Origin of the sequence: Novosphingobium sp. UBA6272, assembly GCF_002440635.1 — a bacterium.
Classification (GTDB): Bacteria; Pseudomonadota; Alphaproteobacteria; order Sphingomonadales; family Sphingomonadaceae; genus Novosphingobium.
Genome location: NZ_DJUW01000030.1, coordinates 17,202 through 41,822, shown reverse-complemented (window position 1 = coordinate 41,822; position 24,621 = coordinate 17,202). Strand labels below are relative to the sequence as shown.

At 62.7% G+C, this 24,621-nt stretch carries 31 protein-coding genes; 16 read left to right on the top strand and 15 right to left on the bottom strand.

The annotated features are described in order from the left end of the window. Positions 1 to 101: 101 nt before the first annotated feature. A complete protein-coding gene (locus tag B2V17_RS14450; protein ID WP_292998870.1) occupies positions 102 to 1,295 on the top strand; it encodes an esterase-like activity of phytase family protein in 1,194 nt (397 codons plus the stop codon). On the opposite strand, the gene B2V17_RS14445 is transcribed toward B2V17_RS14450, so the two are convergent. From B2V17_RS14445 to tldD, 5 genes are all read right to left on the bottom strand, one after another. Then, positions 1,292 to 1,783 (bottom strand): asparaginase domain-containing protein, encoded by a 492-nt coding sequence (locus B2V17_RS14445; RefSeq protein ID WP_292998869.1) that lies wholly within the window; start codon positions 1,781 to 1,783, stop codon positions 1,292 to 1,294. The two genes, B2V17_RS14450 and B2V17_RS14445, sit on opposite strands and share 4 nt — an antisense overlap. A 24-nt stretch (positions 1,784 to 1,807) precedes the next feature. Then, complete coding sequence (locus B2V17_RS14440) at positions 1,808 to 2,461, bottom strand: TetR/AcrR family transcriptional regulator (protein WP_292998868.1); 654 nt, start codon at positions 2,459 to 2,461, stop codon at positions 1,808 to 1,810. Beyond that, entirely contained in the window at positions 2,461 to 3,711 is a 1,251-nt protein-coding gene (locus tag B2V17_RS14435) for a cytochrome P450 (protein ID WP_292998867.1), read from the bottom strand. The genes B2V17_RS14440 and B2V17_RS14435 overlap by 1 nt, the downstream gene beginning before the upstream one ends. A gap of 141 nt (positions 3,712 to 3,852) precedes the next feature. After that, entirely contained in the window at positions 3,853 to 4,263 is a 411-nt protein-coding gene (locus B2V17_RS14430; RefSeq protein ID WP_292998866.1) for a hypothetical protein, read from the bottom strand. A gap of 64 nt (positions 4,264 to 4,327) precedes the next feature. Continuing rightward, a complete protein-coding gene (tldD, locus tag B2V17_RS14425; RefSeq protein ID WP_292998865.1) occupies positions 4,328 to 5,746 on the bottom strand; it encodes a metalloprotease TldD in 1,419 nt (472 codons plus the stop codon). A gap of 55 nt (positions 5,747 to 5,801) precedes the next feature. Between tldD and B2V17_RS14420 the strand changes: the two genes are divergently transcribed. Continuing rightward, positions 5,802 to 6,245 (top strand): GNAT family N-acetyltransferase, encoded by a 444-nt coding sequence (locus B2V17_RS14420; RefSeq protein WP_292998864.1) that lies wholly within the window; start codon positions 5,802 to 5,804, stop codon positions 6,243 to 6,245. Here B2V17_RS14420 and B2V17_RS14415 read toward each other — a convergent pair. Together B2V17_RS14415 and B2V17_RS14410 are read right to left on the bottom strand one after the other, a co-directional pair. Next, complete coding sequence (locus B2V17_RS14415; RefSeq protein WP_292998863.1) at positions 6,242 to 6,469, bottom strand: zinc-finger domain-containing protein; 228 nt, start codon at positions 6,467 to 6,469, stop codon at positions 6,242 to 6,244. The genes B2V17_RS14420 and B2V17_RS14415 overlap by 4 nt on opposite strands. Positions 6,470 to 6,507: 38 nt before the next feature. Continuing rightward, entirely contained in the window at positions 6,508 to 7,041 is a 534-nt protein-coding gene (locus B2V17_RS14410) for a DUF4402 domain-containing protein (protein ID WP_292998862.1), read from the bottom strand. 181 nt (positions 7,042 to 7,222) lie between these two features. Between B2V17_RS14410 and B2V17_RS14405 the strand changes: the two genes are divergently transcribed. From B2V17_RS14405 to B2V17_RS14385, 5 genes are all read left to right on the top strand, one after another. Then, complete coding sequence (locus B2V17_RS14405) at positions 7,223 to 8,164, top strand: ABC transporter ATP-binding protein (protein WP_292998861.1); 942 nt, start codon at positions 7,223 to 7,225, stop codon at positions 8,162 to 8,164. Further along, positions 8,161 to 8,817 (top strand): septation protein IspZ, encoded by a 657-nt coding sequence (locus B2V17_RS14400; RefSeq protein ID WP_292998859.1) that lies wholly within the window; start codon positions 8,161 to 8,163, stop codon positions 8,815 to 8,817. The genes B2V17_RS14405 and B2V17_RS14400 overlap by 4 nt, the downstream gene beginning before the upstream one ends. After that, positions 8,814 to 10,388 carry an L-aspartate oxidase gene (nadB, locus tag B2V17_RS14395; RefSeq protein WP_292998857.1) on the top strand — a complete coding sequence of 525 codons (1,575 nt, stop codon included), beginning with the start codon at positions 8,814 to 8,816 and terminating at the stop codon, positions 10,386 to 10,388. Before B2V17_RS14400 ends, nadB begins: the two co-directional genes overlap by 4 nt. A 61-nt stretch (positions 10,389 to 10,449) precedes the next feature. Next, positions 10,450 to 11,520, top strand: coding sequence for a polyphosphate kinase 2 (ppk2, locus tag B2V17_RS14390; protein ID WP_292998855.1), 1,071 nt, complete (start codon positions 10,450 to 10,452; stop codon positions 11,518 to 11,520). A gap of 62 nt (positions 11,521 to 11,582) precedes the next feature. After that, positions 11,583 to 12,464 (top strand): alpha/beta fold hydrolase, encoded by an 882-nt coding sequence (locus B2V17_RS14385; RefSeq protein ID WP_292998853.1) that lies wholly within the window; start codon positions 11,583 to 11,585, stop codon positions 12,462 to 12,464. On the opposite strand, the gene B2V17_RS14380 is transcribed toward B2V17_RS14385, so the two are convergent. Continuing rightward, complete coding sequence (locus B2V17_RS14380) at positions 12,465 to 12,725, bottom strand: GlsB/YeaQ/YmgE family stress response membrane protein (protein WP_292998851.1); 261 nt, start codon at positions 12,723 to 12,725, stop codon at positions 12,465 to 12,467. A 578-nt stretch (positions 12,726 to 13,303) separates the two neighbouring features. Between B2V17_RS14380 and B2V17_RS14375 the strand changes: the two genes are divergently transcribed. From B2V17_RS14375 to B2V17_RS14350, 6 genes are all read left to right on the top strand, one after another. After that, positions 13,304 to 15,355, top strand: a complete 2,052-nt coding sequence (locus B2V17_RS14375) for a ribonucleoside-diphosphate reductase subunit alpha (protein ID WP_292998849.1) — start codon at positions 13,304 to 13,306, stop codon at positions 15,353 to 15,355. A gap of 9 nt (positions 15,356 to 15,364) precedes the next feature. Next, entirely contained in the window at positions 15,365 to 15,625 is a 261-nt protein-coding gene (locus B2V17_RS14370; protein ID WP_292998847.1) for a hypothetical protein, read from the top strand. Between the two features lie 140 nt (positions 15,626 to 15,765). After that, positions 15,766 to 16,143: a PepSY domain-containing protein gene (locus B2V17_RS14365; RefSeq protein ID WP_292998845.1), complete on the top strand. Its 378-nt coding sequence runs from the start codon at positions 15,766 to 15,768 to the stop codon at positions 16,141 to 16,143. Positions 16,144 to 16,419: 276 nt separating this feature from the next. Beyond that, positions 16,420 to 17,481, top strand: coding sequence for a ribonucleotide-diphosphate reductase subunit beta (locus tag B2V17_RS14360; protein WP_292998843.1), 1,062 nt, complete (start codon positions 16,420 to 16,422; stop codon positions 17,479 to 17,481). Between the two features lie 81 nt (positions 17,482 to 17,562). Continuing rightward, positions 17,563 to 18,693, top strand: coding sequence for a DNA cytosine methyltransferase (locus B2V17_RS14355; protein WP_292998841.1), 1,131 nt, complete (start codon positions 17,563 to 17,565; stop codon positions 18,691 to 18,693). Next, positions 18,693 to 19,538: a NotI family restriction endonuclease gene (locus tag B2V17_RS14350; RefSeq protein WP_292998839.1), complete on the top strand. Its 846-nt coding sequence runs from the start codon at positions 18,693 to 18,695 to the stop codon at positions 19,536 to 19,538. Before B2V17_RS14355 ends, B2V17_RS14350 begins: the two co-directional genes overlap by 1 nt. 233 nt (positions 19,539 to 19,771) lie before the next feature. Here B2V17_RS14350 and B2V17_RS14345 read toward each other — a convergent pair whose 3' ends face one another. Beyond that, a complete protein-coding gene (locus B2V17_RS14345) occupies positions 19,772 to 20,191 on the bottom strand; it encodes a hypothetical protein (protein WP_292998837.1) in 420 nt (139 codons plus the stop codon). Between the two features lie 508 nt (positions 20,192 to 20,699). Between B2V17_RS14345 and B2V17_RS14340 the strand changes: the two genes are divergently transcribed. Next, entirely contained in the window at positions 20,700 to 20,888 is a 189-nt protein-coding gene (locus B2V17_RS14340; RefSeq protein ID WP_292998835.1) for a DUF1330 domain-containing protein, read from the top strand. Here B2V17_RS14340 and B2V17_RS14335 read toward each other — a convergent pair. The 3 genes from B2V17_RS14335 to B2V17_RS14325 all read right to left on the bottom strand — a co-directional run bounded on the left by B2V17_RS14335 (position 20,881) and on the right by B2V17_RS14325 (position 22,624). Then, positions 20,881 to 21,036: a hypothetical protein gene (locus B2V17_RS14335; RefSeq protein ID WP_292998833.1), complete on the bottom strand. Its 156-nt coding sequence runs from the start codon at positions 21,034 to 21,036 to the stop codon at positions 20,881 to 20,883. The two genes, B2V17_RS14340 and B2V17_RS14335, sit on opposite strands and share 8 nt — an antisense overlap. Before the next feature lie 436 nt (positions 21,037 to 21,472). Then, positions 21,473 to 22,393, bottom strand: a complete 921-nt coding sequence (locus B2V17_RS14330; RefSeq protein ID WP_292998831.1) for an IS1595 family transposase — start codon at positions 22,391 to 22,393, stop codon at positions 21,473 to 21,475. A 3-nt stretch (positions 22,394 to 22,396) separates the two neighbouring features. Next, positions 22,397 to 22,624 (bottom strand): hypothetical protein, encoded by a 228-nt coding sequence (locus B2V17_RS14325; RefSeq protein WP_292998829.1) that lies wholly within the window; start codon positions 22,622 to 22,624, stop codon positions 22,397 to 22,399. A gap of 79 nt (positions 22,625 to 22,703) precedes the next feature. Here B2V17_RS14325 and B2V17_RS14320 point away from each other — a divergent pair, with 79 nt between their 5' ends. Continuing rightward, positions 22,704 to 22,832: a DUF1330 domain-containing protein gene (locus B2V17_RS14320; protein ID WP_324475840.1), complete on the top strand. Its 129-nt coding sequence runs from the start codon at positions 22,704 to 22,706 to the stop codon at positions 22,830 to 22,832. A gap of 145 nt (positions 22,833 to 22,977) precedes the next feature. Continuing rightward, the gene (locus B2V17_RS14315) at positions 22,978 to 23,343 is read left to right on the top strand and encodes a DUF1294 domain-containing protein (RefSeq protein ID WP_324475806.1); all 366 of its coding nucleotides are present in this window, start codon (positions 22,978 to 22,980) and stop codon (positions 23,341 to 23,343) included. A 27-nt stretch (positions 23,344 to 23,370) separates the two neighbouring features. On the opposite strand, the gene B2V17_RS14310 is transcribed toward B2V17_RS14315, so the two are convergent. From B2V17_RS14310 to B2V17_RS14300, 3 genes are all read right to left on the bottom strand, one after another. Further along, the gene (locus tag B2V17_RS14310; RefSeq protein ID WP_292998827.1) at positions 23,371 to 23,706 is read right to left on the bottom strand and encodes a hypothetical protein; all 336 of its coding nucleotides are present in this window, start codon (positions 23,704 to 23,706) and stop codon (positions 23,371 to 23,373) included. Positions 23,707 to 23,717: 11 nt separating this feature from the next. Next, positions 23,718 to 24,158: a DUF4870 family protein gene (locus B2V17_RS14305; RefSeq protein ID WP_292998825.1), complete on the bottom strand. Its 441-nt coding sequence runs from the start codon at positions 24,156 to 24,158 to the stop codon at positions 23,718 to 23,720. Between the two features lie 68 nt (positions 24,159 to 24,226). Then, a complete protein-coding gene (locus B2V17_RS14300) occupies positions 24,227 to 24,613 on the bottom strand; it encodes a DUF3592 domain-containing protein (protein ID WP_292998823.1) in 387 nt (128 codons plus the stop codon). Between the last annotated feature and the right edge of the window lie 8 nt (positions 24,614 to 24,621).

The following is a 24,621-nucleotide window of genomic DNA, read 5'->3' as shown; positions in this document are numbered from 1 at the left end:
GACGGCCACGCCTTCGGGAACCAGAATGAAAATAAATATTTTCTACAATAATCTCAATGGCTTGATGTCACTCGGAACAATCGAGTGGGAATAGCGCGGAAGTGATCCATCGCCTCGCCTGGACTGACGTGCCGCTTGAAAGCGTGCCCACACCCAAAGGCGAAATGGCGCTGCACCGCAGCCTTACCTCGGGCCTGTGCCGCCGCGCGGGCGATCCGGTGGGGACTTTCTGGGGCATCGGCGACCGCGGGCCCAATATCAAGCCGAAGGATGCGGTAAAACGCTACGGTCTGGATCACCTCGCCAAGCAGGCCGGGCTGGAGGGGGCCAAGGTTATGCCCACGCCCGACGTTGGTCCGGCCTTGGCGCGGTTCCGGCTGGTGGGGGAGCGGATTGAGCTGGAGGCGGTCTTGCCGCTCCACGCCGCTGACGGCACTCCACTGAACGGCCTGCCGCCGCCCGAACTGGCCGGGGCGGAGACCGAGCCTGCTTTTGCGCTCGATGGATCACCGCTGCCTTCCAGCCCCGATGGGGCCGACAGCGAAGGGATCGCGGCGCGTAGCGACGGCATGTTCTGGATCGCCGAGGAATATGGCCCTTCGCTGCTGCTGGTCGATGAGGCTGGCCTGGTCCACCACCGCCTGATCCCGCAAGGGAGCGCGGCGCGCTATGCCGGATCGCGGGTTCCGGTGGTCGAGGCGCTGCCTGCGCTCGCTGCCGCGCGCAAGCTCAACCGGGGGTTTGAGGCGCTGGCGATGCGCCCGGACGGGGCCACGCTCTATGCCGCTTTCCAGAGCCCGCTGGCTCACCCCGACCGCGCCGCGCATGATGCTGGCGATGTGCTGCGGATCTGGGCGCTTGATGCGACAAGCGCCGCGTTCCAGGCGGAATATGCCTATCCGCTCGATCCTCCGGAAAGCTTCCGCCGCGACCGCGCCGCGGGGCCGGTGGTGAAAAGCGACGTCAAGGTCAGCGAACTTGCCGCGCTCGCCGATGGCAGCCTGCTGGTGCTTGAACGCGTGACGCTTTCAACACACATTTATCAAGTGTCCCTTGGCGAGGCGTTGCCGGCCGAGTTCCTCGATCCCGCCCACCGCCCGACGCTCGAGCAGTTGGGGCGAGGCGGGGTAGCCCTGCTGGCCAAGGAGCGAGTCTTCTCCAGCGACGATCACCCGGATGTCTGCGGCGACTTGGAAGGCATGATCGTCCTCGATGACGGCAGCCTGCTGCTCAGCAACGACAGCGACTATGGCACCGAGGGCGCGGTCACGCAGTTCTGGCGAGTGAAGCTTTAGAGCGCCACGAACTTCCCCGCCGCGCGATCCTTCCTGACCTTCAGCCCGTCAAACACCTCGCCGCTCATCGCGATATAGACCCCCGGCGAGGCGACCTGCGCGGTGGCAAAGGCCATGCCGAGGTTGAAGTGCGCGTCGGTTTCGGCGAAGCGCGCTGGGCTGAGCGCACCGGTCAGGCAGATCGTCTTGCCGGGGACCTCGGCGGCGAGCACTGCGGCGGTTTGGGTCATGGTGTCAGTGCCGTGCGTGATAACGATTTGCGCCTCCGGCGCCTCGCGTGCAGCCTTGGCAATCGCAGCGCGGTCCGCGTCGGTCAGTTCCAGGCTGTCCTTGCGCATCACTTCGACTACCCGGTGCGGCAGCGCGACGCGGGCTTCTTTGAGCAGCGCGGGAATGCCTGAATCGACGATCTGGTACTCGCTCAGCGCGTCGAAATAGTTCTTGTCGATGGTGCCGCCGGTGGTGAGAACGAGAATGGACTTGGTCATAAAGGGGCCATAGCGACAAGCTCGCTAGGCCGCCAGCGCCTCCGCGCCCATCTCCGCGATCGCGGCATGCAACCGCGCGGCAGCGCCGCGATCCAGCTGATGTTCGAACAGGGTCAGGTGGCGCAATAGCGTGCGCCGTACCGCGCCAGTCCCTTCCAGCGTCGGCTCGCCCAGTTCCTGATAGTGCTCCAGCCCGTAGCGCAGGATGATCGTGGCGTTGATCGCCAGATCGCGCAGCCGATCGCGTGGCCAGTCAAGCAGGCCACCATCGACCAGCGCTGCAAGGTGCGCCTCGAGCTGGACGAAGGTCCGCTCGAGCCATTCGGGAGCATGCGCGGCGATCGGCTCGGCGTGTTCGCCATAGCTGCGCTGGTCGCGGTAGAGAAAGCGGAAGCCGCGAAATTCGTCCATCACCGCTTCGAGCAGCCGGGCATAGCTGGCGACCGGGTCGGCCCCGGGAACCAGCGCCAGCCGCACTTCGATCGCCGCGGCAAAGCGCTCACCCAAGGCATCGAGCAAGGCCCGGCGGGTCTTGAAATGATACCACAGGTTGCCCTCGGCAATCCCGCAGGCCGCGGCCAGCCCCGCCGTCGAAACCGCACCATAGCCCTGCTCGTTGAACAGGGCCCGGGCGGTCTCGACAATGCGCTCCCTGGTCCCTTTGGCGCGGGTCTTCATCAGTAGCGCGACAGTTCGACCTGCAGCGACTTGTAGCCGTGGACGAAACAGGCCGGAACGCGGGTCGGCTCAGCCAGCACATTGGCGCGCAGACGCCGCTTGGCCATCTCTTCCAGCAGGGTGATGAGCTGCAGTTCGGCGACGCGGGCACCGACACAGCGGTGAATGCCGTAACCGAACGAGAGATGGCGGCGGGCATTCTCGCGGTCGACCTTGATCGCTTCGCCATCCTCGAACACGCTCTCGTCGCGGTTGGCGGAGAGGTACCACATCACCACCTTGTCGCCAGCCTTCATCTGCACGCCTTCGATCTCGGTATCTTCGGTCACGGTGCGGCGCATGTGCGAAAGCGGGGTCTGCCAGCGGATCAGCTCCTGCACGGCATTGGGGATCAGCGAAGGGTCGGCCTCCAGCTTGGCCCGCTCATCGGGATACTTGTTCAGAGCATAGGCATAGGCCGACATCGAATTGCGGGTGGTATCATTGCCGCCGACGATCAGCAGGATCAGGTTGCCGATGAATTCCTCGGGTTCCATCTCGCGCATCGCATCGCTTTGCAGCATGACCGAGATCAGGTCCTTGCCCGGATTGGTCATGCGTTCCTGCCACAGCGCAGCAAAGGACATGCCCATTTCCTGCATCTTGGCGAGCCGCAGTTCGATCGTTTCGGGGTTCTTGATCATTTCGACATCGCCGCCGAAGTCCGACCATTCGGTCAGCTTGTGGCGCTGCTCCCACGGGAAATCGAATATTTTGGCTAGCATCCCGGTGGTGAGCTCGATCGAGACCTGCTGGACCCAGTCGAACGGTTCGCCGATCGGCAGGCTGTCGAGCACTTCGCCCGTGCGTGCCGCGCATTCGGCCTTCATCGCGGCCACTTCGCTGGGTCCGAAACTGGGCGCGACAGTGCGGCGCTGGCCAGTGTGCTTGGGCGGGTCCATCGCGATGAACATCGGCTCACGCATATTGTATTGCGCCAGCAGTTCGGGGCTGCCGGAAATGGCGATCCCGCCCTTTTCCCAGTCAGACGAAAAGATCTTGGGCAGGGCTTCGATATGGATGATCGGCTTGTAGGTGGTGACCGACCAATAAGGACCAAAGTCGCTTTTGGGCACGTACTGAATCGGTGCCTCGGCCCGCAGCTTGCGGAACAGGTCCTGCCAGCGATCCTCGGAATAGAGTTCGGGCCGGGAAACATCGATCGGTTCGATCGGCGATGCAGTGCGTTCAAGCGTGGCGGTGCTGGCCATGGCAATCCTCTCCCTCGGGCGTTCGAATCGCCCTTGTTAGGGTGATTACCCTAAACCTGCCGCACATCCTGTCAACTGCGCACAAAAAGAACGCCGCCCGGATCGCTCCAGGCGGCGCCTCGCTGTAAGCTTTGACTGCGCTCAGTTCGCCGCGGCGACCTTTGCGGCGCGTTTGTAAGGCACGAACTTGCCGAGGCTGATGAAGCCGCTCGGAATCTGGCTGCCGCGATCCAGCGTGTGGACGATATCCAGATCGCACAGCTGGCTGTTGCTGGTGCGGGTCACCATGATTTCGTCGTCATCCAGGTCTTTGGCGTTCTTGGGCACGTTGACCCAGATCGTGTTGCCCCAGCCATAGACGATGGCGGTCTTGTCGAGCACCTGCATGTTGCGGGTCTCGAAATTCGGGATGCAGCTGACGGGTTCTCCGGCGACGCGGCCTTCGATCAGCTTGTCGAGCCGCTGCTGCGGGGTAAGCCTGGGTTTGGCATCCAGCGTGGCAGTGCCCAGCAGGGCTGCGGTGGCGGCGAATGCGATGGCGATCTTGCGCATGGTCATGATCCTTCTTTGCCCTTCTCGATAGTCTAGGCGGGGTACCTGAACCAAGGCTGAAAATTCACCCGGTTCCGCCCACGGTCAGCCCTTCGACCAGCAGGGTCGGCTGGCCGACCCCGGCCGGCACCGACTGTCCGCCCTTGCCGCAGATCCCGACCCCTTCGTCCAGCGCCATGTCGTTGCCGATACCCATGACCCGGGTCAGCACGGTCGGGCCATCGCCGATCAGCGTCGCGCCCTTGATCGGTGCGCCCAGCTTGCCGTTCTCGACCTTGTAGGCCTCGGTGCAGCTGAACACGAACTTGCCCGAGACGATATCGACCTGCCCGCCGCCAAAGCTCTTGGCGAAGATCCCGTTCTTGATCCGCGACAGCAGCTCGGCCGGATCGTCATTCCCGCCTTTCATGAAGGTATTGGTCATCCGCGGCATCGGCGCGTGGGCATAGCTTTCGCGCCGGCCGTTGCCGGTGGGTTCCACTCCCATCAGCCGGGCGTTGAGCCGGTCCTGCATATAGCCTTTGAGGATCCCGTCCTCGATCAGCACGGTTTCGCCGGTCGGGGTGCCTTCATCATCGATCGAGAGCGAGCCGCGCCGCCCGAGGATCGCGCCATCGTCAACCACCGTCACCCCCGGCGCGCCGACACGTTCGCCGATCCGGCCCGAGAAGGCCGAAGTGCCCTTGCGGTTGAAATCGCCTTCGAGCCCGTGGCCGACCGCTTCGTGCAGCAGCACGCCCGGCCAGCCGGGGCCAAGCAGGACGGTGAACTCACCCGCCGGGGCAGCCACGCTTTCCAGATTGACCAGCGCCTGGGCCAGCGCGGTGTCGATCGCCCGGTTCCAGGTTTCGGGCTGGAACAGGTCATCATAAAGCCGCCGCCCGCCAATCCCGAAACTGCCGGTCTCGCGCCGTCCGTTCTGCTCGACCACCACCGAGACATTGAGCCGGACCAGCGGCCGCACATCGTGCGCGACGAAACCGTCAGCGCGGACGATCTCCACCACCGACCACGAACCGGCCAGGGATGCGGTGACTTGGACGACCCGCGGATCGCGGGCGCGGGCGGCAGCATCGATCGTTTCGAGCAGCTTGATCTTCTCGGCAAAGGGCAATGCATCGAGCGGCGACTGGTCGGTATAAAGGTGGCGGTTGTTCTGGCGCGGCGGCGCACCTGGCTGGCCCTTGGCCGGATCGAGCAGAGCCAGCGTTTCCCCGGCGCGGCGGATCGATTCCTCGCTGATCTCGTTGGCGTGCGCGAACCCGGTCATTTCGCCCGAAACCCCGCGCAGCCCGAACCCGGCATCGCGCGAATAGTCGGCGGTTTTCAGCCGCCCATCGTCAAAGGCAAAGGTCTCGGAGGCGATGAACTGCATGTAGAGCTCGCCATCGTCGCAGCGCGCCAGCGCCTCGGCGGTCAGCGCCTGGGCCCGGGCGGGATCAAGCTGGCGGTACAGCAGCGAACGGGGATCGGTTTGGGTCATAGGTCTTGATATAGGTACTTGCTTTCAGAGCGCCAGCGGCAAACTATCGGTTGCCATGACGCAGAATTTTCAAGTTTCAGCCATCGATCGCATCGATGAAGATCTGCGCGCGCTCGTGGCGATCGCCCACGTTGAAGGATATGCCTTCATGGACCGGCTGATCGAACACTGGGAGAGCGGGAGCAACCGCTTTGACCGGCCCGGAGAACAATATTTCATTGTGCGGAAGCACGGCCAACTGGTCGCCGCAGGAGGGCTCAACCGCGATCCCTACTGCGATAAGGAAGGCATTGGCCGAGTCCGGCATGTCTATGTTGCCCCGGATGCGCGTCGAGGCGGGGCCGGCACCGCGCTGATGGTGGAGATACTGTCAGCGGCCCGTGGTCACTTCACATTGCTGCGGCTCCGCACCACCACCGATCGCGGGGCGGCGTTCTATGAAGCGCTCGGTTTTGCTCGAAGTGACGCGACCGATGCCAGCCATGTGATGCAGCTTTAGCGGCTCGCGCCAGAGGCGATGTCGGGCAGCTTGCTCTGGTCGGCCCCATCGGCCGGGCCACCCTTCAGCACGAAGCGCTTGTCGCAATAGCCGCAATCGACATAGCCGTGCTCGTCGATCTCAAGATAAACGCGCGGATGGCCGAGCGCGGCGGCGATGCCGGTGGCGCCGTCGCAGGAAACGCGGGTGCTGGTGACGAGGGCGATTTCGGGCTGCGTGCTCATGGCTGCACCCCTAGCAGGACGAAGCGGCAAATTCCAGCCTACTGGTACTGGAGCGTGATCGCAAATGTGCCGGTATATTTGCCTGGCGCCTGATTGGCCTTGACCCGCAAGGTCGCGCCGACCGGAAACTGAAAAATCCCGGTTGCGGAGTTGATCCGAAACGCCAGCGGCGCTGTCGTCAGCTGCGCGGTTGGCGAACTGCCGATTATGAAGGTGTCCATCGTCATCGTGCCGCCGCCGCCGACCCTGTTGAGCGTGACCGAATTGCTGGTAACCGAGATCGCGACACGCTGATTGTTTGCCCCGCGCCCCGCGAAGCTTGCCGGTTGAGGGGTCGCACCGGTCGCGAGCTTGACCCCGCCGGTTTTCGTGCGTGCCCCTGTTGGAGCCAGGACAACCGTCCCAGCAGTTGGGCCAGGGATGATACTGCCGAACACAATATCATCGACTTTGAAGAAGCTGAGCGCGCCTACCACCACCGCTTCGGCGCGGCCGCTCGACACCACGGCCTGGGCAGCCGCCGGCGTGGGTGCAAGGGCGACAAAGGCAAGGACCAGGGCCGCGCAAATCATGCGCCAAGGCAGCGGCAACAGGCCGTGCTGGTTCTGGACCCCCAATTTCATTCCGACAGCGATACCTGCCAGACTATAAAAGTAGCCTGCAGGATCATGGTTACTGACGCGTTAGGAATTGAAGAAGTTGCCCCGTTTCCGGACTTTACGCACCCTTCCCCGAACAGCTAAGCGATTCTTCATGAACAACCCCGCCGCCATCCGCATCCGCGACCTTTCCAAGGTCTATGCCCCATCCGGTTCCGCCCCGGCCAAGCACGCGCTGAAGGGCGTCAGCTTTGACGTGCCGCAGGGGCAGATCTTCGGCCTGCTCGGCCCCAATGGCGCGGGCAAATCGACCCTGATCAACATCCTTGCAGGGCTGGTGATGAAAACCAGCGGATCCGCAGAAATCTGGGGCTTCGACATCGATGCCGACAACCGCAATGCCAGGCGTTCGATCGGGATCGTCCCCCAGGAAATCGTGTTCGACCCGTTCTTCACCCCGTTTGAGGTGCTGGAAATCCAGGCCGGGCTCTACGGGGTGCCCAAGGCTGCGCGCAAATCGCTGGAGCTGCTCGGCCAGGTTCACCTTTCGGACAAGCACAATGCCTATGCCCGAACCCTTTCGGGGGGGATGAAGCGCCGCCTGCTGATCGCCAAGGCCCTGGTCCACACCCCGCCGGTAATCGTGCTCGACGAGCCGACCGCCGGGGTTGACGTTGAACTGCGGCGCCAGCTGTGGGACCTGGTCAGCGAGCTTAACCATGGCGGGGTCACCGTGGTGCTGACCACCCATTACCTCGAAGAAGCCGAGGAACTGTGTGACCGGATCGCGATCATCAACCACGGCGAACTGATCGCCAACCAGACCACCCGCGAGCTGGTCGCGCTGGGGCGCGAGAAGGTCGTGGTGGTGACGCTCGACAAGCTGGTCGGCGATTGCCCCAGCCATCCGGCGTTCAACAAGTGCGAGAAAACCGGCGAGGCCACGCTGGAAATCACCTATGACAAGGACAAGTCCAACGCCGGCGAAGTCCTCTCGCTGATCCAGGGCATGGGGCTGAACATCGTCGACGTGACCACGCGGGAGGCCGATCTTGAGGATGTGTTCGTGAGTTTGACGAGTTCCGCCGCGGCATGACTTCCCGGTCCTCCGACGCGGCTGCCGCTGAGACCTCGGCAACCGCGCCGCCGGATCGGCGCGAGGTTCGGCGGCTCGAACGCTCGACACTGTTGAGCGCTGTAGCGCCGCTTGTGGTCGATCTTGGTTCCACTCTGGCATTCTACGCGATTCTTGCGATCACCGGGGATCCCCGCCTTGCTGCTTCGGTGGGCATGGCATTGGCGGTTGGGCAGCTGGTTTTCGCAAAGGTGCGCCATCGGCCCATTGCACCCTTGCAATGGGCCAGCATTGCCGTGGTGCTGATAGTGGGCACATTGACCCTGCTGACCAACGATCCCCGCTTCGTGCTGGTCAAGGCGACGCTGGTCTATGGCATCATCGGCAGCTCGATGCTCAAGCGCGGGTGGATGGCACGCTACATCCCGGCCATTGCCGCCGCGCACCTGCCGACCAGCCTGCTGGGCTGGTTCGAGAAAGCCTGGGCGGCCCTACTGCTGGGCACGGGCGTACTGAATTTCACCTTGGTGCTCGCGGTCAGCGCCGAGCGCACCGCGCAGTACATGGCAATCTGGGTTTTCGCTTCGAAGCTGTGTCTGTTTGCAATCCAATACGTCTGGTGCAGGTCCGTGGCCCGCCCGGCGATCAAGGCTACGATGGAGCGTAATCCATGAACACCGACGTCATCATCGTCGGCTCGGGAGCTGCCGGGCTCACCGCCGCGCTGGCGCTGGCCGAGCGGGTGAAGGTCCTGGTCCTGGCCAAGGGTGAGCTGACCGGCGGATCGACAGCCTGGGCCCAGGGCGGGATTGCCGCCGTGCTCGATGCCGGGGATACCTTCGAGAACCACATCCGCGACACGATGGTCGCGGGCGCGGGGCTCAACCGGCTGGAGACGGTCGAATTCGTGATCGAACGTGCGCCGCATTCGATCCAGCGGCTGGTCGAGCTGGGGGTGCCATTCAATCACGAGGGCAATTCGCTCCACCTGACCCGCGAGGGCGGGCACAGCCACCGCCGGATCGTCCACGTAGCCGATGCAACCGGCTGGGCGGTGCAATCGGCACTGCTCAAGGCGGCCGAAGCCCACCCCAACATCACCCTGCTGCCGCACCAGGCCTGCATCGACCTGATCACCGGCAAACACGAAGAGCGCTATTCCGGATCGGGCCGGGTCTGGGGGGTCTATGCCCTCAATGAGGCGACCGGCAAGGTAGAGGCCCACACCGCCCGCGCGACGATCCTGGCGAGCGGCGGGGCGGGCCGGGTCTATCAATTCAGCACCGCGCCGCGCGGCGCGACCGGTGACGGGATTGCGATGGCCTGGCGCGCCGGCGCGCGGGTCGGCAACATGGAAATGATGCAGTTCCACCCGACCTGCCTCTACAATCTGGAGGTCAAGAACTTCCTGATTACCGAGGCGGTCCGCGGCGAAGGCGGCCACCTGCTCAATCCCCGCACCGGGCACCGATACATGCCCGATTATGACGAACGCGCGGAACTCGCCCCGCGCGATATCGTCGCCCGCGCCAATGACAGCGAGATCAAGCGCGACGGGCTTGACTATGTCCACCTCGACATCAGCCACCAGCCGCCCGAATTCGTCCGCGAGCATTTCCCCAACATCCATGAAAAGCTGATCGGGCTGGGGATCGACATGACCAAGGGGCCGATCCCGGTGGTCCCGGCGCAGCACTACACCTGCGGCGGGATCGTGATCGACCTCAATGGCCGCACCGACCTGCCCGGGCTCTATGCCGCCGGCGAATGCACCGAAAGCGGGCTCCACGGGGCCAACCGGCTGGCGTCCAACAGCCTGCTCGAATGCTTCGTCTTCGGCGAGGCGGCGGCGGCGGATATCCTCGCGCGATGGGACAGCTTCGATGCGCCCCCGCCGGTTCGACCCTGGGACGAAAGCCGAGTGACCGATTCGGATGAAGAGGTGATTATCAAGCAGAACTGGACCGAGATCCGCCGGTTCATGTGGAACTATGTCGGGATCGTCCGCACCACCAAGCGGCTGGAGCGCGCCGCGCACCGGATCCAGATGATGTTCGGCGAGATCGAGGATTATTACGGCCATTTCCGCGTCTCGACCGACCTGATCGAACTTCGCAACCTGCTGCAATGCGCCGATCTGATCGTCCGTTCGGCGCTGCACCGCAAGGAAAGCCGCGGGCTGCACTACACGCTCGACTATCCGGGGCTGCTGCCAGAGGCGCAGGATACGGTGCTGGTGCCCTAGAATGATTTTGCAGTTGCCATGAAACTGCAACATTATGGCGGCTAGCGAGAGTCCAGGGGACATGAGCGACGATTCTTCACCACCACGGCCCGAAGGCCAGGCTGCCGCGATCGGCGCGAGCATCGCGGGTGAGCGCGTCGTCGCGGCCGAGCAGGGCCTGCTTGCCGCCGCCGAAGCAATGGCGGCGCGCGGCGCACATAAGGAGCTGGAAGCGCTGATCGCCGGGGCCGCGCCCGACGATGCCGAGCGGCTGCGACTGCACCTCAGCATGGCCGGCTCGATGATCCCCGTCCGCAAGACCAGCGACGAGCTGGCTCCCGGGATCACCGAAGGCGGCTATCCCTACAAGTTCAAGATGCTGCGCTCCGACTACGAGCGCGAGAAGTTCCTGCTCCAGGCCGAACTGCTCAAGCTCCAGTCATGGATCAAGGAAAGCGGCGCGCGGGTGGTGATCCTGTTCGAAGGGCGCGATGCGGCGGGCAAGGGCGGCACGATCAAGCGCTTCATGGAACACCTCAATCCGCGCGGCGCGCGGGTCGTCGCGCTCGACAAGCCGAGCGAAGTCGAACGCGGCCAATGGTACTTCCAGCGCTATGCCCGGCATCTGCCGACCAAGGGCGAGATCGTGCTGTTCGACCGCTCGTGGTACAACCGCGCCGGGGTCGAGCATGTCATGGGTTTCTGCACCCAAGGCGAATACGAGGAATTCCTGCGCGAGGCGCCCGAGTTCGAGCGCAACCTGGTGCGCAGCGGCATCCACCTGATCAAGTTCTGGTTCTCGGTCAGCCGCGAGGAACAGCTGCGCCGCTTTACCGAACGCAAGGTTCACCCGCTCAAGCAATGGAAGCTCAGCCAGGTCGATCTGGCCAGCGCCGGGCGGTGGGACGATTACACCGCCGCCAAGGAAGCGATGTTCGCCGCCACTGACACCGACCTGTGCCCCTGGACCGTGATCAAGAGCGACGACAAGAAGCGCGCCCGGCTGAATGCACTGCGGTTTGTGCTGGGATCGTTCGACTATGAGGGGCGCAACGATCAGGTGATCGGCAAGGTCGATCCGCTGCTGGTCGGGCGGGCCAGCGCAATCTACGAGCGCGGCGAACAGGCGATTTCACCGCCGCCGGGCGACTGACGGGGCTTGCCTGCCCGGCCTTTGCCGCTACTCCTCCCTACAAATCATAACCGGGAGGGACCATGCCCAGCATCAAGGCCAACGGCATCACGATCGAATACGAAACCCACGGCGATCCGGCCAATCCGCCGCTGTTGCTGGTGATGGGACTTGGCGCGCAGCTCACCCTCTGGCCGATCGAACTGGTCGAGGCGCTGGTCCATCGCGGCTACTACGTGATCCGCCATGACAACCGCGACATCGGCCTGAGCGAGAAATTCGGCCATGCCGGAGTGCCCAATTTCCGCCGGGTCGCCTTGATGCGGCTGTTCGGGCTGCGCGCGCGGCTGCCCTATCGGCTCAGCGACATGGCCGATGATGCTGCAGCACTGCTGGACGTGCTAGGGATCGACAAGGCCCATGTCGTCGGCGCCTCGATGGGCGGGATGATTGCGCAGCTGATGGCGATCAACCATCCGGACAAGCTGCTCTCCATGACCTCGATCATGTCAACCACCGGCAATCCGCGCCTGCCCCGGCCCAAGCCCGAGGCGATCAAGGCGCTGCTTGACCGGGCCCCGGCCAATGCCGCGCTCGATGACGTGATCCCGATCGGGATCCGCGTTGCCCGTGCGATCGGCAGCCCGCTCTATCCGACCCCGGAAGAGCGCCTGCGCGAACGGATCGGCCGCGATTTCAACCGCAGCTTCTACCCCGAAGGCGCAGCCCGCCAGATCAGCGCGATCATGGACGACGGCGACCGCCGCAAGCGACTCAAAAAGGTCCGCGTCCCCAGCCTGGTGATCCACGGCGTCGACGATCCGCTGGTCCCGGTCGAAGGCGGCCGCGATACCGCCGCGCATATTCCGGGAGCGAAACTGCTGGAAGTGCCCGGCATGGGCCACGACCTGCCGCTCGAACTGGTCGACACGATCGCCGATGCGATCGCGGAGCATGCGCGGTAGCTAAAACCCCCAGCCCAGCATCCGCCCGAGCCAGATCAGCAGCATCGCCCCGACGATCGAGCCGAGGCAGCCGGCGCGGCTGAAGCCTTCGCGCACGCTCTGGCCGGTGCTCCAGCTGCTGAACAGGCTGGCGACCAGGGCGCCGCCCACGCCGAGCAGGCTGGTCAGGCCCCAGCCCATCTCGACCGCGCCGGGATAGAGGAAGCGGGCCAGCGCGCCGACCAGCAGCCCGGTGATGAGAGCGCCGATGATATTGAACATGGCCGACAATTCCTCCTGTCGCGATTCACCCTCCTAGGTAGTGCCTGGAACGGCGGGCGCAAGCGGGCGGCGATTGCAGAGCGAGGGCGCTTTGCGCAACAAGATTTCCGGATCCGATTCTATCCTTGTCAACGCCGTACCGGGGGCTGTGCCCGGGCAAATTTTTTTTCGGATTTGATTTTGACTCTTGCGCGATTCGCCAGTGGCGGATTTCCCGCGCGTCGCTGCATCGCGCCATGAATGGCGGAGGTCCAACTTACCCACAGCATGGGGTTAACACCCATTTACCCTCTTGCGCGCGATTCAGGATGAGGCACTATAGATAGTGGTCCGACACGCGGGGGGACCTACTAGACCTAGATTTGCCCAGATTGGCGCGGTTTCGCGCAACGGGGGCGGAGTCTGGCTCTGGCGGGCCTTGCGGGCATCGGGCTGGGGACGAATCCGGGATAACTTTTTCTCGTTTCGTTCTCCCTGTTGGAGTAGGGTGGGCGCTTGCCCGCCGATTCGAACGGAACAGGAACATGGGGGTGGCCCGCGAGGGCTGCGGGGCTGAGCGAATTACAGGGGCAAAAAGAGTGGATTTCAGGAACGGAGACGAGCCGAGCATGGCCGAGGTTGAGGCAGCGCTGGCGGAAGGCACCCCCTCGGGCGAGGCCGAGGCGCAAGCGGCAGGCGGTAAGCCCAAGAAGGAGGCCGGGAGCGCCCCGGCAGTGGCGATGAGCGAAAAGAGCGATACCGGATCCGAAGCCCTGGTGGCCAAGCTGGGTGCAGAGGCGCTGGCTGGCGCGGTGGCGGCGGCCGCCAAGCCGGCTGATGACAGCAAGGCAATCCATGAACGGCGGTTCGCGATCGAGGTTGATCACGCCCGCGATGCGCTGCTGACCGATTTCGGCCGCGATACGCTCGACGACCGCTATCTGCTCCCTGGTGAGCGCTATCAGGATCTGTTCGCGCGTGTTGCCGCGGCCTATGCCGATGGCCAGGATCACGCCCAGCGGCTCTACGACTATATTTCGAAGCTGTGGTTCATGCCGGCCACCCCCGTGCTGTCGAACGGCGGCACCAACCGCGGCCTGCCGATCAGCTGCTATCTCAACTCGGTATCGGACAGCCTCGAAGGGATCGTCGGGACCTGGAACGAGAACGTCTGGCTCGCTTCGCGCGGCGGCGGGATCGGGACCTATTGGGGCAACGTCCGCGGGATCGGCGAGCCGGTTGGGCTCAACGGCAAGACCAGCGGCATCATTCCCTTCGTGCGGGTGATGGACAGCCTGACCCTGGCGATTTCGCAGGGTTCGCTGCGGCGCGGTTCGGCCGCCTGCTATCTCGATATCTCGCATCCCGAAATTGAGGAGTTCCTCGAGATCCGCAAGCCCTCGGGCGATTTCAACCGCAAGGCGCTCAACCTGCATCACGGCGTGCTGGTTACCGACGAATTCATGGAAGCGGTCCGGGCCGGCGATGAATTCATCCTGCGCAGCCCCAAGGACGGGTCGGAGCGCGGCCGGGTCGATGCCCGCAGCCTGTTCCAGAAGCTGGTCGAAACCCGCCTGGCCACGGGTGAGCCCTATATCGTCTTCAACGATACGGTGAACCGGATGATGCCCAAGCATCACCGCGATCTGGGGCTCAAGGTCTCGACCTCGAACCTGTGCTCGGAAATCACCCTGCCGACCGGCAAGGACCACCTCGGCAACGATCGCACCGCGGTCTGCTGCCTGTCCTCGCTCAACCTCGAAACCTGGGAAGAGTGGAACAAGGACGAGCACTTCATCGAAGACGTGCTGCGCTTCCTCGACAACGTCCTGCAGGACTATATCGACCGCGCTCCGGACGAGATGGCCCGCGCCAAGTATTCGGCGATGCGCGAACGCTCGGTCGGGATGGGGGTAATGGGCTTCCACTCGTACCTGCAGAAGAAGGGCGTGGCTTTCGAAAGCGCGATGGCCAAGGCCTTCAACCTCAAGATGTTCAAGTGGATCGCGACCAAGGCGGACGAAGCCAGCCTGCTGCTGGCGCAGGAACGCGGGGCCTGCCCCGATGCCGCCGACATGGGCGTGATGCAGCGCTTCAGCTGCAAGATGGCGATCGCGCCGACCGCGTCGATCAGCATCATCTGCGGCGGCACTTCGGCCTGCATCGAGCCGATCCCGGCCAACATCTATACCCACAAGACCCTGTCGGGCAGCTTCGTGGTCAAGAACCCCTACCTGGAAAAACTGCTCGCTTCGAAGAGCAAGGATTCGACCAACGTCTGGAACTCGATCCTCGAACACGGCGGTTCGGTCCAGCACCTCGACTTCCTCAGCCAGGAGGAAAAGGACGTTTACAAGACCAGCTTCGAGATCGACCAGCGCTGGCTGCTCGAATTCGCGGCCGATCGCACCCCCTATATCGACCAGGCCCAGTCGCTGAACCTCTACATCCCGGCCGATGTCGACAAGTGGGATCTCGCCATGCTGCACTTCCAGGCCTGGGAGCGGGGGATCAAGAGCCTCTACTACCTGCGCTCGAAGTCGGTCCAGCGCGCCGGGTTCGCCGGCGGGGTCGAGGCGGACAACACCGCCGAGCCGGCCACCTACCAGTTGCCGACCACCGATTACGACGAGTGCCTGAGCTGCCAGTGAGCGGCAGACATGGTCAACGAATTGGGTGCAATGCTATGGTCCATGAAGGGCTGGTTCATTGTCGGCGCGGCAGTCATGGCGTTTGGCGGCATAGTGCTGTTGGCCAGCCGCAAGGCCGGCCCGGATTCGTGGCGCACGGGGCGCTGGATCGGCTTTCCGTTGCTCGGCTGCGGAGGCTGCCTGTTCGTCTATCCGTTTTTCGCGCTGAGCGGCATGTTGCTGATGCTGCTGGGGGTTATCACCGTCTGCAAGCAGGTGAGCGGATGCTAGGCGCAATCCGGCAAAACGGAATTGGCGCGCGGTGGTGAAGCAGGCCTGCGTTACAATTGGCGACGAAGCGCGCCTTGATTTGCGGGGTGACTCCTGCTTGTTGCGAATTGTTCGCAACTTTACTCAGGAGATTGTCCCCCATGCGCAAATGGCATCGCTGGCTCAGCGTGATTTTCGGAGTGTTCCTGCTGTGGATCGCGGTGACCGGCGTGATGAGCCAGTTTGCCGCGCTGGTGGCCAGCAGCGAGCCGCAACCCGTGGCCGCAGCCCCAGCTGGCTTCGTCTGCCCGGAAAGCATGACTTGCCGGCCAAAGCCCGATCCGGGCGGCGCGCGCGCCTGGGTGGGCTTCCTGCATCACCTGCACGGCGGCGAGGAGTTTGGGGCGGCCGGCGTGGCCATATCGATCGCGGCAGGGCTGGCGCTGGTGTTCTTCTCGGTCTCGGGCCTGTGGCTCTACATCCAGATGTGGCGCCACCGAAAGGCCCGCACGCAGAAGCCGGGCTGGTTCTGGCACTGAGCCAAAGGGAAGAGATTTTCTCTCGCAAAGGCGCAAAGGCGCGAAGAGGTTGGCCTATGCGGCGCAGCCGCTTTGATCCATCAACCGGGCCGAATGGGGCATGGTTGGGATCGAAAGCCTGCGGCGCGCCCGCTCCCCTTGGCGTCTTTGCGCCTTTGCGAGCGAAATCCCTTCGTTCTTCTCCCCGCCCTATCCCCAGCTTCCACACCCTTTCCGCATCGCGCCGACCGGGCCTTTGCGCTATCCATTCCCGCTGTTTTCATCCGGAGTCGTAAGATGTCCCTTCTCGAAGCCCGCAAGAGCTACAAGCCGTTCGAATATCCCTGGGCCTACGAGTTCTGGAAGCGCCAGCAGCAGGTCCACTGGATGCCGGAGGAAGTGCCGCTGGGCGAGGATTGCCGTGACTGGGCGCAAAAGCTGTCCGAGCATGAAAAGAACCTGCTCACCCAGATTTTCCGCTTCTTCACCCAGGCCGATGTCGAGGTGCAGAACTGCTATCACGAGCATTACGGGCGGGTTTTCAAGCCGACCGAGGTGAAGATGATGCTGGCCGCGTTCAGCAACATGGAAACGGTCCACATCGCCGCCTACAGCCACCTGCTTGACACGATCGGCATGCCCGAAAGCGAATACAGCGCCTTCCTCGAATATACCGAGATGGCCGACAAGTGTAATTACATGCACACCTTCGGGGTCGACAATGACGAGGATATCGCCCGCACCCTCGCGATGTTCGGCGGCTTCACCGAAGGCATGCAGCTGTTCGCCAGCTTCGCCATGCTGATGAACTTCCCGCGCTTCAACAAGATGAAGGGCATGGGCCAGATCGTCTCATGGTCGGTCCGCGACGAAAGCCTGCACTGCGAAGGCATCATCCGCCTGTTCCACGCATTCTGCGCCGAGCGGCAGTGCCTGACCAAGGCGGTCAAGGAAGACATCATCGATTGCTGCCAGAAGACCGTGCGGCTGGAAGACAACTTCATCGACCTTGCCTTCGAAATGGGCCCGGTCCCGGGGATGAGCCCCAAGGAGATCAAGCGCTATATCCGCTACATCGCCGACTGGCGGCTGAGCCAGCTGGGCCTGCCCGCGATCTACATGATCGAGGACCACCCCCTCCCCTGGCTCGCCCCGCTGCTCAACGGGGTGGAACACGCCAACTTCTTCGAAACCCGCGCGACCGAATACTCAAAGGCCGCAACCCGGGGCAACTGGAACGACGTCTGGTCCAGCTTCGACGCAAGGCAGAAGGCCAAGGGCGAAGTCTCGGGCGCAAACGACGCCGGGGCCGATGAGGCGAGCGAGCCTGGGTTGTTTGGGGTGAACGCGGCGGAGTGAATCCGGTTTGGATCAAACAACGCCTGTACCGATTGACCACAGAACAATCGCGCGCTAAATAGAACATTGGAGGAACATTTGGTGCGCACCCCCCCGACGGTAGTAGATCTCTTCTGCGGCGCTGGCGGCCTAAGCCATGGCTTCATGCAAGCTGGATATAATGTCCTATTTGGCACCGATATAGATCCAACTTTTGGCAAAACCTTTATGGCCTCGCACCCCCACGCCAAGTTTGTTGCGAAGCCTATTCAAGCGCTGCAGGTCGAAGAGATCCTTCAAGCGACACATTTGGAACCCGGCCAGCTGGATGTTTTAGTCGGAGGGCCTCCATGCCAAGGCTACAGTGTCTATAATCATGGCAGAGGCGAACAAGACCCTCGCGCTGGCCTGTTCCGCGAATACCTTCGCTTGGTGAGAGGGCTCCAGCCTAAGTGGCTAGTGATGGAAAATGTGACGGGACTTGCGTCAATAAGCGGAGGTCGACTCATCGAGTCAATTGTCGCCGAGATCAAAGCCTCGGGATATGATAACGTGGCCTTTAAGGTTCTAAAGGCAGAAGAATTCGGCGTACCTCAGGAGCGTAGGCGGATTGTCTTTATCGCCAACAGACGGGGAGCTTCAGTCGAATTTCCACCCATCAGTCATGACGGGAAGGTGAGACCATTTGTGACCGTTTGGGATGCGATTGGTGATCTCCCGCCTGTCAATTCCCAATGGGAGTTCGAGGGCGGAGCTGCGTACGAGTGCGAAGTGCAGAACGAGTTCCAGGCCGCAATGCGTCGAACTTCGCATTTGGCGATGAATCATTATGGGCCGCGACTTGGCAAGATCAACCTTGAACGCGTTCGCCACATTCCACAGGGCGGTTCTTGGCGAGACGTACCGTTCGAACTTTTGCCAGCCGGAATGAAAAAGGCCAAGCGCAGCGATCATACGAAACGTTATGGACGTCCTCGGCTTACCGATCTCGCCTGCACTATTCTTACGAAATGTGATATTCATTGGGGCGCATACGTTCATCCAATTCAGAACCGCGCCTTCACAGTGCGGGAAGCAGCTAGACTGCAATCCTTCCCAGATGATTTCGTCTTTTTTGGCAGCATGACTGAGCAATTCGTACAGGTCGGAAATGCGGTGCCACCGCTATTGGCCAGAGCAATAGCAGAAAAGATTCGCGCAACGGAACAGGTTGGCATATCGATCGCAGCCTAATGAAAGTCGCTGAAGTCTTCGGATACGACGTAGCTGACCATACCGAGGAGGCATGGCTTGCTCGAACTACGAAGTATTGCCGCTTTCGTGATTTACCATGCACAAAATCAAGCATTACCGATCCGTTGGGGGTTTGCTCGCTTTCCGACGGAGCGAGTGCGGCGTCATTGTGTCCAGTGCGCTTTCTGGAGCACAAGCGTATATTCGTTGATGCCGCTAAAATCGCATTTGGTGATAACTCAACATTTGGTGTCTTTCCTGAGATCCGGATATTGGAGATTCCGCCAATCAAAGTCGGCGGACGGCCTCGCAAGATAGGAAAAGTTGATTTCCTTCTTGGTCAGATCGAAGATCAGAAGGTCACAGACTTCGCGGCTGTGGAAATTCAGGCTGCGTACTTTTCTGGCGGCAGTTTGAGAAAAGTCTTTCAGCATTTCATCGAAACTCGATCTCTTGATGGAATAGACACGCGCAGACGTCCGGACTTTCGATCTTGCGCTCAAAAACGCCTCATCCCCCAGCTCCAACTGAAAATTCCTGTCTTCCGCAGGTGGGGCAAAAAATTTTTCGTTGTTGTCGACGCTGAGTTTTTTGCCTCTCTGCCAAGTTTCCCAGCTACTACGCCAAGCAATAGCGAACTAACTTGGCTGACATATCCCATTTCAACTGACGGGATAGGCTACGGGCTTGCTGAACCAAATATTTTCTATTCGGAATGGGATGAAGTGCAAAATTCACTGCGTGAAGGAAAGCCTCCCGAGCCTTCCGAAATCGTAAGTGAGCTTCAAGCCAAACTAGACGGACCAGTGAGACGGAAACCTCAGGTACTAAGTTGCAATCGATAATCGGGAAGGGGCACAAAACTGCAAGTCCCGCATGGAGGAATTCCGGCGGCAGCAAAGCTAGATCCCCATCCTTGCCTTGCCGCATACCGCTTCAAAATGGTTCGCACGAAGACGCAAAGCGCCTTCGCCTTGACGCGCTGAACCCTTTCGATCACGACCCGCTCCACCGAGAAGCGCTACGCCGGGAACAGGAACACCATCTTCGTGCCTTCGTGTGAATCAAAATCCCCCACTCACCCCACCTTCCCCCGCACCTCCACCCAAACCACCCACGGCATACCCGCAAAGCCCAGCTGTCCGGCCAGTCCCAGCGCGCCGGCCGGAGTAGCCAGACTACCCAACCATTGCCCGGCGCTTTGCCCCAGCAACAGGGCCAGCCCCAGTTCTGCCGCCATCAGCAGCGCGAAGGCGGCGGCGCCCATCGCCAGTGCCTGGGTGCGGCGTGGCAGGGGGTGGCGGCGGAGCAGGTGGCGGGACCACAGCCAGCTCGCCGCCAGGATCACCGGCAGCTCGGCCAGCACCGCCGCCACCGCTCCGACCCGCGGGGCCAGCCACAGCGTCCGCCCGATGCCGACCACAAAGGCCAGCGCGAAAACACCGGCGAAATAGGCCAGGGCAAGGGTCAGGACCAGGCGGAGCGCGGGCTGCGGCATGGGATCAGTCTAGGCCCGCCCGAATTCCTGTCCAGCGCAGCATGCCAGCTGGAACGCCTCCCAAAAAACAACTTTCCTACAGACCCCAGATCAGCATATCTCCCCGGCCGTCCGATGTGGCTGGCCAGCGCAGCGGATGGACCGTCCCGCGGCTTGCGCCACCCGGCGCGAGGGTGCGGGAGATGACTGGCGCGGGCGTCCCGGCAACCAGCCGAACGTTCGCAAGGCAGCTACCAACGTGCGATTCCGATCCGTCGTGTCATGCTGGAATCGGGACTACGGCCGGTGGCAACAAATCTCGACGCGTACCCAATATCCCAACCCAAGCGTCGTCGAGTCCGGGCACAAAATGCGGCAACCCCGCGCCGGTCATTCGTCCCCCTCGTCCGCCCCCGGCAGCGCCCAGCTGGCCGGGCCTTTGGCCTGTCCGCTGTAGACGCATGCCAAGCCCCTTGCGCCGCGCCGCGCTCCTCCGCATGATCGCCTCAAACCAGTGGGGGAATTGTCCGTGAGCGCCTACATCGTCTTCATCAAGGAACGCGAGCACGATGCTGCCGCCATGGCTGACTATGCCGCCAAGGCCGGTCCGTCGCTGGGCGGGCACACCGCCAGGCCGCTGGCCTATTACGGCCCGATCGAAACACTGGAGGGGCCCGAGGCGGGGGGCTGCGTGATCATCGAATTGGGAATTATATAGATGACTCCCGATCATCGTGAGCCTCCTTCTTTGCTTGGCGCTTCAAACGGCGCTCGGTTTTCTTCGCGGCCAACCCCTTGTCCTTGGGGCGGTAGGAGAGAACGCGGGCGGTTATCCCGTCGAGGATTGATTTGATGGTGTCGGTCATTTGGAGTTCCTTTCAGCCCACGCCCTGTTTTCAGGACGCCGGTAACAATGGCGAGCATCGCCAACCGTTTCCGAGACTATCAAGTGGGTGCGCGCGAGGCGGGCGGCGTAAATATGCTGCCCTGGAGGGGCGACCTCCAATTCACTGCCATAACAGTCAGCAACATGCACCCAAATGCGTTGACCAATCCAATCTTTCTGGACGGGCCAATACTGCCGCCCGAACAACACTGTGCCATTGGAACGCACTAAGCGCAGTCCGCCGAGCGTGTAACCATCTGGAGCCTTTATATCTTGCTCGCTCCGTGGGGTCCGCTTTTGGCGCTTTAGGACAGGTTTCCGCTCTACACCGTAAAGAGGATGACACTCCACATGATGGTCGTCCCCGCGCCGAAACTGGCCGGGAACAATGGGTTTCCCGCAGCCTTTGCACGTCGTCATGCGATCAAATCCTTGTAAGTCAGGCGCTGGCCTATGGCCGCAGCGAACAGGCTGGCGAGGCGTTCCATTGTGTGGCGGCTGACATCGCCATCCCCAAGTCGGAACGCAAACTCACCGACATAACGGTGCAGATGCTTTGGGCTGGCATGGTGATAGACGCCATGCAGGCCGCGCTTGAGAACGGCAAACACGCTCTCGATGCCGTTGGTGGTTACGTCGCCCCGGACATACTCGCCAGCGCCGTGGTTGACGGTTTCGTGTTTGTAGAGCAGTCCGCCAACCCGGTTGTAGATCGCGCTTTCGTCGGTGTGGATCGTCGAGCCGACTTGAACGTGCCGGTGCGCGAAGCCGACCGCGTTACGCCCGCTGATCGATGGCTTGACCTCTGCTTTGACGCGGCCAGTTTCACGCTCCCTGCCAGCGATAACCGGGGTCTTGCCGACGCTACCCCGTCCAAGACCAAGGCGCTTATGTTCGTGCTTCGACGCCTCCTTTCCGCCAATATAGACCTCATCAATTTCGACAATTCCGGCCAGTTCGGTAGGATCGTTGCCGCAGGCTTCGCGCAGCCGTTGCAACATGAACCATGCTGTCTTTTGCGTGACGCCGATCTGCGAGTGCAGTTGCAGGCTACTGATACCCTTGCGGCTCGTGACAAGCAGATACATCGCGTAAATCCACTTGTGCAGCGGCACCTTGGACCGCTCGAAAATGGTGCCGGTGCGGATGGTGAAATCGGACAGGCAGGCGTTGCAGCGGTAGAAGCCGTCCTTGCGGGTGCCGATACGCTTGGCTTCGCCACAAGCGGGGCAGACGGCCCCGTCGGGCCAGCGCGCCGCCTCGAAATAGAGACGGGCGCTTTCCTGATCGGGGAACCGCTGGAACAGCTCAAAGGTGCTGATGCTGGACTTGCTCACGGCTCAGACCGCCTCGGCCAGTTGCATTTGCCCGTTGGGCTGCTCGATCAATTTACCATGCGCGGTGTTCCACGCATAACCGCCCTCTTCCAGCTTGGTCGGGTCGCCAAGATCGCCAACGTCAAAACCCGCTTCGGTAGCATCGATGCTGAATTGGAGGTTACTCGAAAAGCCGCCCTTGTTGCGGATTTTGATGAAGCGTTCCAGCTTGCTTTTGGTCAAGTTTGCCATTTTGTTTCTCCTGTTTTCGCAGAGGCTTATCCTCTCGATAAGAAGATAACTACCCTATCCCGTTTAGGTAGTCAAGTATATAATTCCCATCGAATTCCCCGACATGGACGCGGCCCGCGCCTGGTATCACTCCGACGCCTATCAGGAAGCGCGGCGGGTGCGGTTCCAGGGGGCCGATTACCGGGTGTTCATCACCCAGGGGCTCTAGGCGCGACTTACCTTCCCGTGGATCACGCGCCCGGATGAAATCGCCGCAGCACCCGAACCGATCACGGCCGCGGAGGGCGGAGCCGCCTGGCCGCGTCCAGCGCCGCCAGCGTCCGCGCGGCCCTGACGGGACAATTCTCGAAGGGTTGATCACGCTGCTCCTTCTTGCTGCGGCAGCGCTGGGGGTGGCAGTCTGGAATGGCGTCGTCGCAGTGGCGGCGGTTCTCGCCTTCCTGACCCCCGCCAATCTCGTCAGCTGGCTGGCGGCAGCCAGTTTCGTCTGCTTCGCCGCGTTCGGGATCGACAAGGCGCGCGCGGAAAGCGGCGGCTGGCGGGTGCAGGAATCGACCCTGCTGCTGCTCGCGCTGCTGGGTGGCACTGCCGGGGCCTATGCCGGGCGGGCGCTGTTCCGGCACAAGACCCGCAAGCAGCCGTTCTCCAGCAACCTGTTCGCCGTGCTGGTGCTGCAGGTGGCGGGGCTGGGCGCGTGGATTGGCTGGCAGCTGCTCTGACCGGGCCGCACCGTCAGCCGCTCCCGCTTAGACCCTGACCCCCAGTAGCACCCGGCGCATGTCGCCCTTTTCCAGGTGCAGCAGGATCAGCAGGTAGGCCATCAGGAAGGCCCCGCCGAAGAAGAAGGCCATTGCGGCCAGCCCCCAGCCGAGCGCGGTCCAGCCGTTGCGCCAGCCGGTCCATAGCGCGGAGAGCGCCAGCACCGACATGAAATCGGCGTTGAACTGGCCCGGCCAGTGCCCTGCAGCGATATCGCCGAAGAACACTGGCAGCAGGTTCAGCCCGTCGCGCCCGATCACGAACGCGGTGAAGGTGATCAGCGCGGTCCAGGCCAGGATCAGGTAAAGCCGCAGCGCGGTCATCGGTGCCTCCCTCAGGCCAGCCAGGTCCCGGGGTTGGGCATCGGCTCATGCTTTTGCGCGCGGATCAGCGACAGGACCGAACGCACCACCATCAGCGCCATCACCGCCAGCAGGATCGGGATGCCGATCAGGATGAAGATCAGGATGAAGCCGATGATCGAGCCGACCAGCCCGATCCAGAAGGTGTTGATCAGGTATTCGTAATGCGAAGCCTCCCACGCCTCACGCGACTCGCCTTTCCAGACATAGGCCAGCACCACCCCAACGATCGCGGTGATCCCCAGCACGAACGAGCTGAGGTACAGCAGCGAGACGATGGTTGGGTAATTGAAATCGAACCCGCCCTGCGGGGCCGATGGTCCCGGCGGAGTCGGCGGCGGAACATTGCCTTCTGGCGGGGTCATCGACGGCGTCATCGAGGGCGGCGGACCGCTGAGATCGGTTTCGGACATGGCTGGCTGCTCCCCATGGGGCCGCCCCTCGCGGCCCGGTCGGGGCGCATCATGCCCCGCGCGCCTTCCTAAGGCAACCAGCCGAGTGCCTTGGCCGCCAGCATCCCGGTCAGGAACAGCAGCAGGAGATAGACCAGTGCCCACAGCAGCGGCCGGGGCGGGCGGGCCAGATCGGGCCGGCCTTCAGGATAGGTCAGTTCGACCTGCGTACCGACCGGCGGAAACGGGTTTGAAGCGTGAACGGCATCGACCACCTCGTGGGTGCCGTTCTCATCCTGGAAGTAATAGATCGCGGCATAGGACCTGGCCGCGTTTTCCCAGCTTTCGCGGTGCCCGGTCACCCGGGCGAGGACCCGCCGCCCGGGCCGGATCAGGCGCTGCCAGTCATGCCGGGCAACCGCCCACAGGCTGAACAGGCAAAGCGCAATTCCGGCACCGAGGAACCAGCGTTCCACGTCGCGAT